12 protein-coding genes and 1 pseudogene are annotated in these 15,913 nt (G+C 50.3%); 9 read left to right on the top strand and 4 right to left on the bottom strand.

Translation table 11 applies throughout. The features are described 5' to 3' along the window. The first annotated feature begins 38 nt into the window (after positions 1–38). The 8 genes from Q0063_RS04630 (at position 39) to Q0063_RS04595 (ending at position 9,945) form a co-directional block, all read left to right on the top strand. A complete protein-coding gene (locus tag Q0063_RS04630) occupies positions 39–1,241 on the top strand; it encodes a thiolase family protein (RefSeq protein WP_297870809.1) in 1,203 nt (400 codons plus the stop codon). 17 nt (positions 1,242–1,258) lie between these two features. Beyond that, positions 1,259–2,464, top strand: coding sequence for a thiolase family protein (locus Q0063_RS04625; protein ID WP_297870808.1), 1,206 nt, complete (start codon positions 1,259–1,261; stop codon positions 2,462–2,464). Positions 2,465–2,504: 40 nt separating this feature from the next. Beyond that, positions 2,505–3,359, top strand: coding sequence for a 3-hydroxyacyl-CoA dehydrogenase family protein (locus Q0063_RS04620; RefSeq protein ID WP_297870807.1), 855 nt, complete (start codon positions 2,505–2,507; stop codon positions 3,357–3,359). After that, complete coding sequence (gene fabZ, locus Q0063_RS04615) at positions 3,340–3,810, top strand: 3-hydroxyacyl-ACP dehydratase FabZ (RefSeq protein ID WP_297870806.1); 471 nt, start codon at positions 3,340–3,342, stop codon at positions 3,808–3,810. Before Q0063_RS04620 ends, fabZ begins: the two co-directional genes overlap by 20 nt. A gap of 649 nt (positions 3,811–4,459) precedes the next feature. Then, complete coding sequence (locus Q0063_RS04610) at positions 4,460–5,593, top strand: SLC13 family permease (protein WP_297870805.1); 1,134 nt, start codon at positions 4,460–4,462, stop codon at positions 5,591–5,593. Positions 5,594–5,674: 81 nt separating this feature from the next. Beyond that, complete coding sequence (locus Q0063_RS04605; protein ID WP_297870804.1) at positions 5,675–7,612, top strand: thioredoxin domain-containing protein; 1,938 nt, start codon at positions 5,675–5,677, stop codon at positions 7,610–7,612. Positions 7,613–7,864: 252 nt separating this feature from the next. Next, positions 7,865–9,556: a recombinase family protein gene (locus Q0063_RS04600; protein WP_297870803.1), complete on the top strand. Its 1,692-nt coding sequence runs from the start codon at positions 7,865–7,867 to the stop codon at positions 9,554–9,556. After that, positions 9,478–9,945: a sigma-70 family RNA polymerase sigma factor gene (locus Q0063_RS04595; protein WP_297870802.1), complete on the top strand. Its 468-nt coding sequence runs from the start codon at positions 9,478–9,480 to the stop codon at positions 9,943–9,945. Before Q0063_RS04600 ends, Q0063_RS04595 begins: the two co-directional genes overlap by 79 nt. Before the next feature lie 166 nt (positions 9,946–10,111). Here the strand turns inward: Q0063_RS04595 and Q0063_RS04590 are convergent, their stop codons facing one another. From Q0063_RS04590 to Q0063_RS04575, 4 genes are all read right to left on the bottom strand, one after another. After that, positions 10,112–11,053, bottom strand: a complete 942-nt coding sequence (locus Q0063_RS04590) for a hypothetical protein (RefSeq protein ID WP_297870801.1) — start codon at positions 11,051–11,053, stop codon at positions 10,112–10,114. Then, the gene (locus Q0063_RS04585; protein WP_297870800.1) at positions 11,053–12,843 is read right to left on the bottom strand and encodes a hypothetical protein; all 1,791 of its coding nucleotides are present in this window, start codon (positions 12,841–12,843) and stop codon (positions 11,053–11,055) included. The genes Q0063_RS04590 and Q0063_RS04585 overlap by 1 nt, the downstream gene beginning before the upstream one ends. Positions 12,844–12,851: 8 nt before the next feature. Then, entirely contained in the window at positions 12,852–14,057 is a 1,206-nt protein-coding gene (locus tag Q0063_RS04580; protein WP_297870799.1) for a metallophosphoesterase, read from the bottom strand. Positions 14,058–14,357: 300 nt separating this feature from the next. Further along, on the bottom strand, positions 14,358–14,924 hold the full coding sequence (locus Q0063_RS04575; RefSeq protein WP_297870798.1) for a Dam family site-specific DNA-(adenine-N6)-methyltransferase: 567 nt from the start codon (positions 14,922–14,924) through the stop codon (positions 14,358–14,360). A gap of 198 nt (positions 14,925–15,122) precedes the next feature. Here Q0063_RS04575 and Q0063_RS14690 point away from each other — a divergent pair. Further along, positions 15,123–15,859 (top strand): annotated as a pseudogene (locus Q0063_RS14690) (IS5 family transposase); the annotation flags it as partial. Positions 15,860–15,913: the final 54 nt, after the last annotated feature.

Genomic DNA, 15,913 nt, shown 5'->3' with positions numbered 1-15,913 from the left:
GGAAATCACATACCCGGACAAACAAGAGAGGAGCCTATATGAGAGAAGTCGTATTCGTAGATGGCGCTCGTTCCATCTTTGGACGGCAAGGAGGCGGATTAAAGCAGCTTTGCTGTTCAGACATCGCCTCCCTGGTAATGAAGGGCCTTCTGGAGCGCAACAAAACCCATATGGCCGCAGAGGACGTGGACGCCGTTGTATGCGGCAGTGCTCAAGGCGATATCAAAGCATTCAATCCGGCAAGATACGCTGCGCTGGGCGCGGGACTTCCCGTTCAAACAGAGTGCCATTATATGGAGATGCAATGCGGGTCAGCCATTACCTCCATCAATCACGCAGCGGCGCAGATTGCATTGGGATACGCGGATGTTATCCTTGCCGGAGGCATGGAGTCCCACTCGACATCGGCGGTTTATTTTGATACCACCATTCCGCCCTACCGGCAGATCGGCCCTCGTCCGCTGGTCATGCACCTGGCTCCCACGCCGGAGCAAGACATTTCCATGCTCCAGGTTTCCGATCAAATGGCCGCTAAATGGAAGATCAGCCGTGAACAATGTGATGAATTTGCCCTGCGTTCTCAGTCGCGGCTTCAGACCGCCTACCGCACGGGAATTACCGGAGCGGAAATTATCCCCTATACCCAGCCCGCCAGCCGAAAAGAACCGGAGAAAAAAGCAGACCGGGACGAGCATCCCCGCCCTGAGGCCACCATGGAGGGTCTTCGCTCCCTTAGCCCTGTTTTGGAAGGCGGCGTCACAACCGCCGGCAACGCCTCTGGAAAAAATGACGGCGCCGCGTTCGTCTTGCTGATGTCCGCCGAAAAGGCCCGAGAACTGGGATATGTTCCTTACGCCCGCTGGGTCACCGGAGCAGATGTGGGCGTGGAACCCAGATACATGGGCATTGGTCCGGTTTTTTCGAGCTTGAAAGCATTAAAGGCGGCTGGTCTCACCCTGGATGATCTGGATGTTTTTGAGTGCAATGAAGCGTTCGCAGCCCAAAATTTATGTGTAATTTCAGAACTGGAACACCAGACAGGGAAACGGATTGACCCTTCTATTTGGAACCCCAACGGCGGCGCAATTGCCATCGGTCATCCAAACGGAGCCTCCGGCGCTCGAATCGCCTGGTTTGCTGTCAAGCAGCTTGAGCGGACCGGAGGGAAATACGGGCTGTTTTCCGCCTGCTGCGGCGGCGGACACGGCACAACTGCCATCATTGAAAATTTACGGCGCTGAAACGGGAGGTGGACACCATGAATACGCGCGACGTGGTAATTGTAGATTATGCACGGTCTGCCTTTGGCAGATTGGGCGGCGGTCTGCGGGAGTTCGCCGCCAGCGAACTTGCAGGCAGCGTGATCAAGGGGTTGGCTGAAAAGTCCGGAATCCAAAAACGGGCTTCCGTGGACAGCGTAATTGCCGGCTGTGCCCACGGTTGTTCCAAAACGCAGGCAATCGCCCGGTATTCCGCTTTGCACGCCGGACTTCCTTTCGAGGTTTCGGCAACCTTCGTGGAAATGCAATGTGGGTCTTCCATTTTAGCGCTCAACCAGGCCGCCTGGAAAATTCAGTCCGGCATGGCGGAAATCGTGATATGCGGCGGAACAGAATGCCACTCCCAGCACCCGGCGTTTATGTCCACAATCACCCCGCCCTATAAGGAGATGGCTCCCGTTTGTTATGAAAAGGGGCTGACTCCCATAAAGGAACGGGACATTGACATGATCTCCGTCAGCGATAAAATTGCCGCCGAATACCAGATCAGCCGGACCATGTGCGATGAATTCGCACTTCGGAGCCAGCGCCGCTTGCAGGAGGCCTATCGGGACGGAACCATCGGTTCAGAAATTTTACCTCTGGTCATCCCCGCCACACGCAAAACACCGGAAAAGATCATTTCACAGGACGAATTCCCCCGTCCAAACACTACTTTAGAGGGGCTCTCATCCCTGCGTCCGGTACATCCAGGCGGCGTCACTACTGCTGGAAATGCCTCCGGGCTAAATGATGGCGCAGCCTTTCTGCTGGTTATGACAGATGAAAAGGCCCGGGAATTGGGGTATACGCCCGTTGCCCGCTGGGTCTCCTGCGCGCATGTGGGATACTATGAGGATTTAATGGGAATCGCGCCCTGTTATTCCAACTTGAAAGCACTGAAGCACGCCGGGCTGACACTGAAGGATGCAGACGTTTTTGAGTGCAACGAAGCGTTTGCCGCCCAGAACCTGGGAGTCATCTCTCAAATGGAACAGGAAACAGGGATGGCGATTGATCAAGCGATTTGGAATCCTCTTGGCGGCGCTCTGGCTGTGGGTCATCCAAACGGAGCCTCAGGCGCCCGAATTGCCATCTTCGCCATGCGGTATCTGGAAAAGAGCGGCGGAAAATACGGTGTCGTTTCCGCTTGCTGCGGCGGCGGTCTTGGCGCCACCGTTATCATTGAGAACCTGAGACGGTGATATGATACGCTCTGATAGTTTTATGAAATGAGGTTTATTTATGCAGATAAAGAAGATCGGCGTCATTGGCGCAGGTATGATGGGCGCAGAAATTGCACTGTGCTTTGAAATGGCGGGATATCAGACCGTCCTTGCGGACATCAAACTGGAGTACGCAGAAAACGGCAAAAAGAAACAAGAGGCCATCCTGAACAAGCGGATTGCCAAGGGAAAGCTCAGCCAGGACGAGGCTGCGGAAATTCTTTCCCGAGTCACGGTCACGGAAGACAATCATGACCTTGCGGACTGCGACCTCATCTTTGAAGCAGTTTTGGAAAACGCGGATATCAAAATGGCCGTGTTCAAAGAACTGGATAAAATCTGCAAGCCGGAGACCATTTTTGCCAGCAATACCTCCGCAATTTCGATTACAAAGCTGGCCTCCTCTGTGAAAAAAGGGCGCGGCTTCCTTGGCACTCATTTCAACTCCCCCGCCAGCGTCATGAAACTGGTGGAAGTCATTTCCGGCAACCAGACTGCAAAGGAAACCGCCGATGCCGTGTATGCGCTCTTGGCCTCTATAGGAAAAGAGCCGGTACGCGTCAAAGACGTCGTTGGATTTGCCCTGAACCGCATGTTCCACATCTTTTATGGTGAAGCGATGCGCTTGGTGGAGGAAGGCGTCTGCACCCCGGAGGATATTGACAAATGCTGTGTCTATGGTCTCGGCCACCCGGTTGGAATCTGCAAACTGCTGGATCAGCTGGGCCATGACCTAAACATCAGCGTAGATCAGATTCTGTTTGATGCTTATGGAGAGCGCTTCCGTCCCAGCCCTGTTCTGCAGCGGTTCGTGGACTCCGGAACACTGGGCCGCAAGAGTGGAAGAGGATTTTATGAGTATGACCAGAAATAAGGAAGGTACGATGAAATCCATTCCATTAAACCGGCAGCAAATTATGGAAATCATCCCTCACAGGGACCCTATGCTTTTGATTGATGAAGTTTCGGAATTGATTCCCGGGGAACGGTGCTCAGCCAAATTCTACATAGACCCCTGCAGAGAGATTTTCCAGGGTCATTTCCCAGGTGAACCTGTGCTGCCCGGCGTTTATACCGTGGAGGCGGCCGCGCAGACGGCGGATATCCTTCTGCTCTCTATGGAGCGATACTCTGGAAAAATCCCCCTGTTCCTTGGTATCGATCATGTTTCATTTCTTCAAAAAATACTCCCTGGAGACACCATTGAGCTTCACGCCGCCATTCTCAAGGAGCGCCAGGAAAAGGGAATTGCAACCTGCGCTGTCGAAATCTATAACAGGGATGTTCTGGCGGCCAAAGCAGACGTCACCCTTGCCATGAGATAACATATCGAGCGGTCTCATCTCGTTTCCAAACCACTTCCGCCAGTTTTAGGGATTTTTCCAGCAGGGCCACAGTACGCCAATCATTCTGCTTTTGAACGAAACCCTCCCTGGTGCAGGCTGAGCTCCTGCACCAGGGAGGGTTTACCGTCCGTTTCAGCTGTGTCCCTTCGCGTTTCCAAAAGACCCCAATCTAAACTGCCTATGATGAAATGGCATCGCGTACCGAAGGAACGGCGGAGCGTTTCCCTGATAACGGCAGTATGCGCCTGTGCACCAGCCCCAGAGGAACGCAGGTATTCTGTGACAGCGTCCGGGCATCGCAGTGTCCATCCAAGGCAATTGACTGATGAACCGCAGGTCCATGCCGTTGTCAAAAATGGGCCCATAACAGTATTGACCATCTTACGCAATCGCTGTAATATGATTCACATGCCGGCCGTCATTACAGAGCCGGACCCCGCCTCAAAAGCAGGATCAGGTATTGGGAAAAGCGTTTCAGCCCGGTGATATCCGCCCCATTCAGGAACATCAAGAACTCTTGTGCTCACTTCCAGCACATTCACCCCCAGCGGGACCGGGGCATCATCACAGACCGGGCGGAAGCGTGTATCTTGACACGGCAAAAGAAGCTCTGACGAGGAGGCCCAAGATGAAAGAAAAACTCATACACTTTTTCAAGCAGGAAACGGTCCTGTGCGCCGCCCTGGCACTGGCGGCATTCTCCATGCTCCTGGTCCGCCCGGACAGGTCGTATCTGGCCTACATCGATTTTCGGACCCTGGCCATTTTGTTCTGCCTGATGGGCGCCATGGCCGGGCTGCAGAAGACCGGCGTCTTTCAGTGGATTGCCCAGGCTCTCCTGGCCCGGGTGCGAGAGACGCGGCAGCTGGTGTGGATTCTGGTCCTGCTCTGCTTTTTCTCCAGCATGGCCGTCACAAACGACGTGGCGCTGATCACCTTTGTCCCCTTCACCTTCACGGTCCTGCGTCTCATCGGGCCGGAGACCGGAAGGCGCTTGATGGTCCCCATTGTCGTTCTGCAAACCGTCGCCGCCAACCTGGGCAGTATGCTGACCCCCATCGGGAACCCGCAGAACCTCTACCTCTACGGCAGGGCGGGGCTGTCTCTTGGCTCCTTCCTTCTGCTGATGCTGCCCTATACCTGCGTCTCGTTTCTCCTGATTCTGATCCAAAGCACCCTTCAGACAAGAGCGTACAATATCCCCATCCAGGTCGCATTCCATGAACAGGTCCGGCTCTCTGGAAAGGGTCTGCGGCTTGCCGGGTATCTTGCGCTCTTCGCAGTGGACCTGCTGGCGGTGGCGAGGGTGATTCCCTACGGCCTGGCCCTCTTCATCACAGTCATTGGGCTGCTGATCCTGGACCGTTCGGTCTTCGCCCAGGTGGATTACAGCCTGCTGCTGACCTTTGTGGGGTTCTTCGTGTTCATCGGCAACATGGGAAGGCTCCCGGTCTTCTACGAGTTCCTGCAAAAAATTGTCTCCGGCCACGAGCTTCTGGCAGGCGCAGCGGCCAGCCAGGTCATCAGCAACGTCCCGGCGGCGCTGCTGCTGTCCGGGTTTACGGACAGCCTTTCGCCCCTCATCATCGGCGTCAATCTCGGCGGACTGGGGACGCTGATCGCATCCATGGCAAGCCTGATTTCCTACAAGCTCGTCGCGCGGGAGGCAACCGGAATAAAGAGTACATATTTCCGGCAATTTACCATTACAAACGTGTTCTTTCTGGCGGTCCTGCTGGTGTTCGCGCTGACTTTGGGATAACGCCTCCTTTCCTGTTTACCGTGAATCTGGTATAAATCCACGGAATCACAGTCATCCTACTCCCAAAAAGGATGTGATGCTATGCCCAACCATTTGCAGCATGAAACCAGCCCCTACCTCCTCCAGCACGCGGAGAACCCCGTGGACTGGTATCCCTGGAGCGAGGAGGCTTTTCAACGGGCCAGGGAGGAGGACAAGCCCGTCTTCCTCAGCATCGGCTACAGCGCCTGCCACTGGTGCCACGTCATGGCCCACGAGAGCTTTGAGGACCCGCAGACGGCGGCGCTGCTGAACCGCTGGTTCATCTCCGTCAAGGTGGACCGGGAGGAGCGGCCGGACCTGGACAGCGTCTATATGGCCGTCTGTCAGGCGTTCACCGGCGGCGGAGGCTGGCCCGCCAGCATCTTCCTGACGCCGGAGAAGCGGCCCTTCTTTGCCGGGACCTATTTCCCCAAACGCCGTCAGGGCGGACAGGCGGGCTTCGGGGAGCTGCTGACGTTGATTCACGAAAGGTGGGAACACGACCGCGCCTCCCTGCTGGGCCCCGCTGAGGAAATGATATCTTTACTCAGCCAGCCGAAGACGGAGAACGGCAAAGCGGATCCGGAGCTGCTGGAGGAGGCCGTCGGGCTGTACCGGCGGCTCTTTGACCGTGAGAACGGCGGCTTTGGCGGCGCGCCGAAATTTCCCTCTCCCCATAATCTGCTGTTTTTGCTGGCGTATTACGGCCGGCGGGGAGACCGGACGTGTCTGGAGATGGCAGAGCGGACACTGACGCAGATGGTTCGAGGCGGTCTGTTCGACCACATCGGCGGGGGCTTTTGCCGCTACTCTACAGATGAACGGTTTCTGGTCCCCCACTTTGAAAAAATGCTGTACGACAACGCCCTGCTGATTTTGGCATACTGCCAGGCGTACAGCATCACCCAAAGGAGGCTGTATCTGCTGACCGCGGAGCGGACAGCGGATTTCGTCCTGCGGGAGATGACTGCGCCGGAAGGCGGTTTTTTCAGCGCCCAGGATGCCGACAGCGACGGCGAAGAAGGGAAATACTATCTGTTCACGCCGGGTGAGCTTGTCCGCCTTCTGGGTGCGGAGCGGGGCGGGGCGTTCAACCGGCACTTCGACATTACAGAGGCCGGGAACTTTGAAGGGAAGAGCATCCCCAATCTCCTCCACAGCGAACCGGAGAACCGGACCTTGGACGGTCTGTTGGAAACGGTTTATCAGTACCGCAAAAGCCGCTGTTCCCTCCGGCTGGACGACAAGATTCTCGCTGCCTGGAACGGTCTCATGATCGCGGCGCTGTGCCGTCTGTATCAGGCCGGCGGAAACCAAACGTATCTGGACGCTGCGAAACGGGCGGACCGTTTTCTGTGGGAAAGCCTCTGGGACGGTGAAGCCTTCCATGTCAGCTTCCAGGCCGGGCGGCGGGGTGAAAAAGGTTTTTTGGACGACTACGCCGCCTGTATCTTCGCCCAGCTAGCACTGTATGGAGCCACTTTGGAGAGGGTCTGTCTGAGTCGGGCGGAGGAACTCTGCCGGAATGCCTGTGAACAATTCCAGGACCGGGAACATGGCGGTTTCTATCTTTACAGCGAGAAACACGAAACCCTGATCCTACGGCCCAAGGAGACCTACGACGGAGCGATGCCCAGCGGAAATTCCCTGATGGCCTGGAATCTGGCGCGGATGAGCCAGCTCGTCTCTGAGGAACGCTATGGCCCATTGGCGGAACGGCAGCTGGATTTCCTGTCGGCAGACGCAAGCCAGTATCCCGCCGGTTACGCCATGTTCCTGCTGGCCCTTCTGGACCGCCGGGACCCGCCGCCCAAGGTAACGGCGGTCTGTTTGGACAAAGCCGAAACGGCCCGTCTGCCTCTGGAGCTCCCGGCGGAGGCCGCTGTGATTCTCCGGGAACCCGGGGAGGAATATCCGATGAAAAACGGAAGGACCACCTTTCACGTCTGCCGGGGGCACAGCTGCCTGCCGCCGGTGAACGGGCTGCCTGTCCTATAATATTTCAGCAAATGCCGGACGGATTTTATCCGCCCGGCATTTTTTGCTCCTTCCGGCATATCCATGGATCGAGGTGATGCAATTTGGAACGTTCACAGCGAGAGCTGCTCAGCGTCCTGCTGGGCCATGTCCGTTCCCTCGGCCTGATATCGGATTTCACCTGTTCCAGGGCCATGGATTTGGTACATTCCGCGGTAGAGCTCCCGGAATTCTTCCAGCATCCTGTATGCCCGGCAAAGGAGGCGGGCGGGCATGAATGTGCTCAGGATACGCAGTGAGCTGCGGAACGGGAAGACCCTCTTCGACCTGCCCCTCCGGGTGACCTTCTACGCCCGGGTCTCCACCGACAAGGACGAACAGCTCAACAGTCTGGAAAATCAGGTGCAATATTACACACAGTTCATTCAGGAAAAGCGGAATTGGACCTACGTCCCGGGCTATGTGGACGAGGGCATTTCCGGCGCCAGCACGAAAAAGCGGGACAGCTTCTTACGGATGATCGCCGACGCCAAAGCCGGGCGCTTCGATTTCATCATCACGAAGGAGATTTCCCGCTTTTCCCGTTCTACGCTGGACAGCATCCAATATACGCAAGAGCTGCTGGAACACGATGTGGGAGTCCTGTTCCAGAACGACAACATCAACACCCTGGACTCCGACAGTGAGTTTCGCCTGGTGGTCATGGCCGGGGTGGCTCAGGACGAGGTGCGCAAGCTCTCGGAGCGGCTAAAGTTCGGCTTCCGCCAGGCCATCAAAAACGGCCATGTGCTGGGCAGCGACAACCTGTGGGGCTACGACAAAAAGGACTGCATGCTGACCGTCAACGAGGAGGAGGCCCGGGCGGTGCGGCGGATTTTTGACCTCTACGCCAACCAGCAAATGGGCATCCGCCGCATTTCACAGCTGCTGTATGATGAGGGCTTCACCAGCCGCAAGGGAGGTCCCTTCAACGTCCTGACCATCCGGCACATCCTCTGCAATCCCAAATACAAGGGCTGGTACTGCGCCAACAAATCCCAGACGGTGGACTACCGCAGCAAGCGGAAGGTATTTCTGGACGAGAGCGAATGGGTGATGTATCCGGACCCGTCCATTCCGGCTATCGTCTCGGAAGAATTATGGGACCGGGCCAACGCCCTCTACAGGCGGCGCAGTCAGCAAATGATGTCTCACCGGAGCGGGGCGGCGTTCCACAACCGCTATCCCTACAGCGGCAAGCTCGTCTGTGAGGCCCACGGTACCAGCTTTCACCGGCAGCTGCTGAAAAGCGTCAAGGGGGACAAGGAGGTCTGGCAGTGCCGGGTCTACCGGAGCAAGGGCCGGGCGGCCTGCTCCGCGCCTCAGCTGCGAACGGCAGAGCTGGACCGGGTGATGGCCGATATCTTCAGCAAGCTGGTGGAAAACAAACAGGCTGTTGTTGACGCAGTGGTGACAGTGCTGCAATCCGTTCCCGACGAGCACGACTACACCCAGGATATCCGGCGAATCGAAGAAGACCTGTCCGCTCTCCGGGCAAAAAAAGACCGCCTGCTGGAACTGAGCATTGAGGGCGTCATCACCACAGCGGAGTTCAAGCAGCGCAACGACGGCTTCAACCAGCAGGCCCGGGCTCTGGAGGAACGTTTGAAGGGGCTCCATGCGGAGGCGGAAACGGGGCGGCGGACGGCGGCACAGATGGAGGAAATCCGGACCGCGCTGGAAGAGGAACTGAACTTTCGGAACGGCGTCAATTCCGCCCTGGTCACCACCATTCTGGACAAAATCGTGGTCAAACAGGACAGTACCAGGGAGGAAATCCACCTGGACATCCACCTGAAATTCGGCGGTCCGTGGGAGGCCGCTTTCAGCCGGGCGGATTCCTCCCTTTGCTTCACCCGTCCAAAAAGTATTACACCCCCAACGGCGACCAGGAGGACCTCATCTCCATCGGGACCATCGGCCTGATCAAAGGCATCTCCAGCTTCGACCCCTCCAAGGGGGCGCGGCTGGCCACTTACGCAGCCCGGTGCATTGAAAATGAAATCCTGATGTATTTCCGCGGCCAGAAAAAATTGCAGGGCGAGGTCTCCCTCTCCGACTCCATTGACACGGACAAGGAGGGCAACGCCCTGCAGCTGATGGACGTGGTAGGCGTAGACGACACCATGCTGGACGACATCAGCGACCGCGAAAACGCCCTGCGGCTGCGCCGGCTGGTGCGGGACTGCCTCTCCGCCCGGGAATCCGAGATCGTTCGCCTCCGCTATGGGCTGGGGGGCACGGTGCCCCTGACCCAGCGGGAAATCGCCGCCTCCTTCGGCATCTCCCGGAGCTATGTATCCCGCCGCGCTTAATGTAAACGATGCCCGGAAAGCCTTGCAGTACAAGGGCTTGTCCGGGCATTGGATGTTTTTGGTAGCGCCGTGGTTATTGTAAATGGTGGGAAATTTTAGGGAGATAAGCAACCATTCATCAAAATAATTCCTATCCTCGCTACGCAATTGACTGTTCAAAATATGCTTAATCAACTTGAACCATAAATCCATGCACTATTCCAGTGGGGGTAGCATCAACCGATTTAAAATGTTCGTTGTTTCTTCTAATATGTAAACATGTTATCCCCTGTTTTTCTATCAAATCAGGAACTAGCGACATCGCAAAAATAAGAGGCTTAGGGCCATCTGGTATCAGGATAACATCACCAGCCGGTAGTAATTCATTTGCAGTATCGCATAGTTTTGAGACCATAAATTCAAAATCCTCTATATGCAGAGCTATAGACATCGCTGCACGCGACAAAATAGGATCGTTGACTTGTTTTAGATTCTCTAAAAAGCCCTCTCGTTCTGCATTATAAGCATAACAAGCCACTAAATAGCTAGGGTCTGTGATAGAGAGAATGGCTTGGGTTCTTATAACATCGTAGCTAAGAGCAACAATATGAATTCTATTATTATCGATTTGTAAAGACGGCTTTCCAGAAAAAAATGAAAAGGAATCAATGCCGGAGCTAGGATATTCTTCATGGGATGACGGATACTCTCCTTCAGAATACCAAAAATATACCTTGTCTGTGTGCTTGATGATTGTTTTGAGTAGGGTTGGAAGCTTACAATACCAACTTCTCGGCATCGATGAATAATCAATGTGAATTATTGCTGAATCCAGATGCTCAACACTATCTGCTATTGAAGCGAGAATCTGTTCTTGTACCTTGTGACCGTCACAATAATTATTAATAAAAAAAGGTATCTTTTTAAGTTCAAGTTCGCGAACCTTTTCTGCTGTATCAGGATAGTTCATGTAATCATCAAATACAAAAACTATTGGTTTAACATTCGGAAATTGTTTCTGCAATAGGTCATACAAGAAATACGATCTATGTTCATAACCCATCGCCAGGATATATAGATCCTCTTCACCCATACATTCGGTATAATTTTTTGCGTTTGCTATAGTCATTAAGATTCCTCCTCAAAAAGTGACAGCTGCTCGATTTGAGGCTCTTTTTTTCCAGGCATCTTTACAATATAGGTTCCCACTTGTTGGTTTCTAATAACAATATTTTTGGGGGAAACATCTGCTCTCATAGGAAGCCAATATTTCGCAGCGTATGTGTTGGCTAATAGAAATACAGTTGTTTTTGAGATTCCATTTATTAATGTATCCTCGTCAACAGTTACTCTAGAGTACGCGATTGCCTGTTGCAGCCATTTTCTTGCATACTCAAAAGATTGATTGCTATCAAAACTTAAGATAAAATTACATCCGGTAGATCTAATCTCATGATCATGTACATGATCATGCAATTTTAACGCAATTATATGTAATTCCTGATATATAGTCGGACCATTACTTTCCAGAGCTTGTGTCGATTCACAAAAGGCGTGAACATAATCCATGATTACTCCATGCTGAACCTTCGGTTTTAGTTCCGAAGTGCGAGCTTTTTCAAACAGCTTATTCATTATCTGAATAAAAGCTCGCGGATTCCCTTGCGCTATTTTACGAACCATTTGGCTGCCTGCATACCAGCCTGGTTTTGTATTTCCTTTCCTAGACAGTTGATACATACAACGTACATAAAAAATGGGAGCAAATTTATCATATATAGTCTTTCGAAGGTTGCAATAATTATCAACACTTTTCTTACGCTCATCAGATAACTCCGCAATAATATCTTCCAAAATTGCATCATAGGTAGCTGACTCTGGACCAACTTCCTCTCGATAATAATCGATCTGTGCATCTTCTCCACATACGCCTAAAAAATCTTCAAGTTTTGTAATTTGCAAAGAGGGGTCAAAGCGAGTTTTTATTCGATTGGACACTAGAGTGTTAGTGAGATTATAAAAATCCACATCATCATACTTCATGTCAACAACACGATAGCTGAAATCATTTCCAGAAGATACAGATACATCAGGGTCTAATGTTTGAAGTGTCCGATGATAGTAAGGTAGTGTTGCGACTTTCAATGCAATACGCCTAGAGTCAGAGCGAAATACACTATTTATACAACGCAGTAATGGCTCACTTAAAAATTCCGCCTCATCAATACATACTATCCATGTTGGTTCTTCGCTAAGTCTTAGATGCTCTGCAACCATCTCCTTAACCGCCAGCAGTGATGCACCTATTTGTCTTTTGAATACAGGCGGAATCGCACTCATATCACCGGTTATTACATCAAAGTTGTAAAAAAGTTTCCTAAGTCTGTTCATTAGCGAAAAAAGATCGGTTACATTTTGGGTATGGCCATCAAACCAACTATCATTAAGTGCAAGTGCGAGATCCATATTAGTTTTAGCCCATTTTACTTTATCTTTTTCTTCAGACAGAATCTCTTTCAATTCAACAAGCAACGATTGTGCCAATAAACAATTAAACGCAAATTGGAATAATTGAATTTGTTTTTCTTCAGAGGTATCAGCACTTGTCAAATGGGTGACAAATTCGAGATACATTGGGACATATAGTGCAATATATTCCTTTTTTTCTGCAATTTGCTGTGCCTGTGGAGTTTCTATGCGTTTCAACATAGAGTACCGCATCATTTTCAACAAGAATGTTTTTCCACTGCCTCGTGTTCCAAGAAGTATTTCGTGTTGATCATTAAATAGGGACCAATAATTAGAGATCGGGCAAAATTCATTGATGAGCTTTGTGTCCGAAAAATTGCGTGCCTGGCTATCACTAAACGGATTCTGTAGGCTGGAACCTTTAATAAAATCTGCAATTCTCTTCTTCATAGTTCACCTCATTTTCTGAGTAGGAAAACACTATTCGGAAACTGCCCAATCATATTATGGGTTGCAACAAATTTCGTCCTAATTTGTTCGTTTAGTGCACTAAATGGCATAAATCGCAGGCACTCATCTAAGGTATTCCATGGGAGTTCTACCGAATCTGGAAGACATTCAATTGCCTTATCGATTGTATTTGGATCAAACAACTTACCGAACATCATTACACTATCTAAAGGGGTTTCTGGGATGTTTTCCAAAAATGGAATCCATCCTTGGGCAGGCGAATATTGATAGTTTCGAAGTTCTAGCACCCCTACTTCATCAGTTAATTCAATAATATGGAAAGTGTTCGGAATAGAACCTCCACTTCTATGTATTGCATTGACTGCAAAACTTCCTGCACAAATAAATGTAATGGGATGGGCCCATCCAGTTTCCCAAATTGTTTGTGCTCGAGGATGATGTCTATGCCCGTGAATTACCAAATGGAAACCATTTTTGCCTGCAATATCAAGAAAATTGCTACCTTCCTCTAACGTAGAATAATCTGGACACACGATATGATAACTATAGTTAAAAGGATGGTGATGCATTAGAATAATTTTCCATTTCTTTGTGTCCCTGTAATTGATTGCTTCCTTATCAAACCATTCGAGTTGTTCCACCGCAAGTTTTCCAGGTTTATTCGCCTGCTCCTTTGTACAGCACCATCCTGTGTTAAGGACAAAGAGAATAAAGTCATTAGTTTCAATTATCCCAGAGAAAGGGGCTGGGCCTGGTTTTAAGGGGGCAGAAATTGTATCAAGATTTACTAGGGATGCGCTGGCCGCAACTTTCCTGTACTTTTCTTTTACCATGTCTAATGGGAAGTCAGGATCTGATTTATCAAACTGGCTGAATAATTCTGATATGTTCCAATCAATATCATGATTACCCAACCCCAGCAGAATATTACTTAATGGGATTTCCAATTGTTCAGCAATATCCAGAATCATTTTCTCACAGTACACAAACTCCTGAGGGCTTCCTAAAGAAGTTAAATCGCCGGCAATGCAGAGATACGATATGCTTTTATCTTTAAGAAGCGAAACCATGCTTTCTTTTATCGATTCCCCTCCAGTATTTTCATCTCTAATTTTTTCTCCTGGAACAGAAAACTCTGATGTGCGAGAAAATTGACCAAAATGAATATCACTAATCAACGCAATTCGAGTCATATGTTACTCCTCTCATAGAGGCTTTCTATTTAAGTAAATTATAGCAATGGTGTCTACTCCAATTCCACAGGAAATGAAGTAATTAAAAGTTCCTCTTGACGTTTACGCCCATTTGCATTTCCCGATATTGAACTAAATCTATTTAGCGTATATGTATAAAAACCATAATCAAAATACATCTGTTCCAATTGTAGATATAGTGCATTGGTTGCAACAATGATTGCTCCACGTGCTCTAGCCCTCACAAGTGCATTTAATAATCGAGTTTGGTCTCTCCATGAAAACAATCTTTCATTGTATTTAATCAAAGCTGTTCTGATTATGCGCAATGGTATAAGGAGGGTCTGCAAAGCTCAAATCTCCCTCTCCTGCATCTCGGATAGTTTTTACAAAATCCTGTGATCGGATACGTGCATTTTGAAGAACCCGAGAATATTCTTCAAATATTTCTATATCATCTACAAAATATTTTCGAGTACCTATTGGTACATTAAAGTCACCATGCTGATTTACACGATACGTACCATTAAAGCACGTTCTATTCAAATATAAAAATCGAGCTGCACGCACTACTGGATCATCCGGAATAGCACTTCGCACATTGTAGTAATACTCCTTACAATGATTTTCTTGATATGCGCTCATTAGTACTTTTAGCCGCAATGGATTATTAGCCATAACACAGTATATATTTATTAAATCAGAATTTATATCCGAAATCGTAGCTTGTTGTGGCATAAGATAGAAAAACACAGAACCTCCACCTAGAAACGGCTCAAAATATGCGTTATATTCTTGGGGAAATATTCGGCAATAATTGGCGACAAACCATCGTTTCCCACCTGGCCATTTTAAAAAGGGCTGCATCCATTCACATCCTAGTAAGCATGTTAGGAATCTCAAGGCATATTCGGTCAATATTCGAAATAACCTTATTTACAGAGACTCTGAATAGCTATAGCAAATATTCTAATAGCTAGCGTCTGTTTTAAAACTTAGATATTGTGTGCAAAGCACAAAGATGATAAAATAAAGCACATGAAAAGACATGAAATAAGCGAACAACAATGGAATAGGATCAAGGATAAGTTTCCGCCTGAAAAGAAACCGCAAGGAGGGCGGCCAGGAAAAAGCAACCGGGAAATGCTTAACGGGATCCTGTATTGGCTGAACACCGGAATACCATGGCGGTATTTACCAGATCGGTTCGGGCCATGGCAAAGCGTATACAGCCGGTTTCGGGCATGGACAAAATCCGGAGTATGGGAAAACATTCTCACAGCCCTGATTGAGCAGGATTTGGTGGACGGAACAACGCTGATGCTGGACAGCACCACGATCAAAGTCCACCAGCACGCCAGTGGGAGCAAAAAAGGGGATATCACGAGGAAACCGGACGGAGCAGAGGGGGCTTAACCACGAAAGTCCATGCGGTGACGGATAGGCTTGGGAATCCATTGCGCTTTTTGCTCTCCAGTGGGAACCGAAATGATATCTGTATGGCACAGGCGCTGTTGGAGCCCTTTGATCTGAATGGCAAACTCATATTGGCAGATAAAGGCTATGACAGCGATAAGTTTGTGCGTTGGTTGGAGGAACGGGGCGGAATTGCAGTAATTCCAAGCCGTATCACCGCCAGGCATCCCAGAAAAACTGACTGGTATACTTACAAAGAACGCCATCTGGTTGAAAATCTGTTCCACAAACTGAAAAACAACCGCCGCTTCGCCACCAGATACGAGAAGAAAGCTCTTTATTTCCGTGCTGTTGTCTGTCTTGCCTGTATCCTTATCTGGTTACTTTGACGGTTTTAAAACAGACTCTAGAGTTGAAAGTATATATATCTAATTTCATTT

The sequence above is a fragment of the uncultured Oscillibacter sp. genome, from assembly GCF_947654275.1.
Taxonomy (GTDB): domain Bacteria; phylum Bacillota; class Clostridia; order Oscillospirales; family Oscillospiraceae; genus Oscillibacter.
This window is presented reverse-complemented; position numbering and strand designations above follow the sequence as displayed.

Coding starts and splice junctions, on each gene's coding strand:
- Q0063_RS04575 (WP_297870798.1), bottom strand. CDS start 14,924: ATGCAGCCCTTTTTAAAATGGCCAGGTGGGAAACGATGGTTTGTCGCC.
- Q0063_RS04585 (WP_297870800.1), bottom strand. CDS start 12,843: ATGAAGAAGAGAATTGCAGATTTTATTAAAGGTTCCAGCCTACAGAAT.
- Q0063_RS04625 (WP_297870808.1), top strand. CDS start 1,259: ATGAATACGCGCGACGTGGTAATTGTAGATTATGCACGGTCTGCCTTT.
- Q0063_RS04600 (WP_297870803.1), top strand. CDS start 7,865: ATGAATGTGCTCAGGATACGCAGTGAGCTGCGGAACGGGAAGACCCTC.
- Q0063_RS04610 (WP_297870805.1), top strand. CDS start 4,460: ATGAAAGAAAAACTCATACACTTTTTCAAGCAGGAAACGGTCCTGTGC.
- Q0063_RS04605 (WP_297870804.1), top strand. CDS start 5,675: ATGCCCAACCATTTGCAGCATGAAACCAGCCCCTACCTCCTCCAGCAC.
- Q0063_RS04590 (WP_297870801.1), bottom strand. CDS start 11,053: ATGACTATAGCAAACGCAAAAAATTATACCGAATGTATGGGTGAAGAG.
- fabZ (WP_297870806.1), top strand. CDS start 3,340: ATGAGTATGACCAGAAATAAGGAAGGTACGATGAAATCCATTCCATTA.
- Q0063_RS04630 (WP_297870809.1), top strand. CDS start 39: ATGAGAGAAGTCGTATTCGTAGATGGCGCTCGTTCCATCTTTGGACGG.
- Q0063_RS04620 (WP_297870807.1), top strand. CDS start 2,505: ATGCAGATAAAGAAGATCGGCGTCATTGGCGCAGGTATGATGGGCGCA.
- Q0063_RS04580 (WP_297870799.1), bottom strand. CDS start 14,057: ATGACTCGAATTGCGTTGATTAGTGATATTCATTTTGGTCAATTTTCT.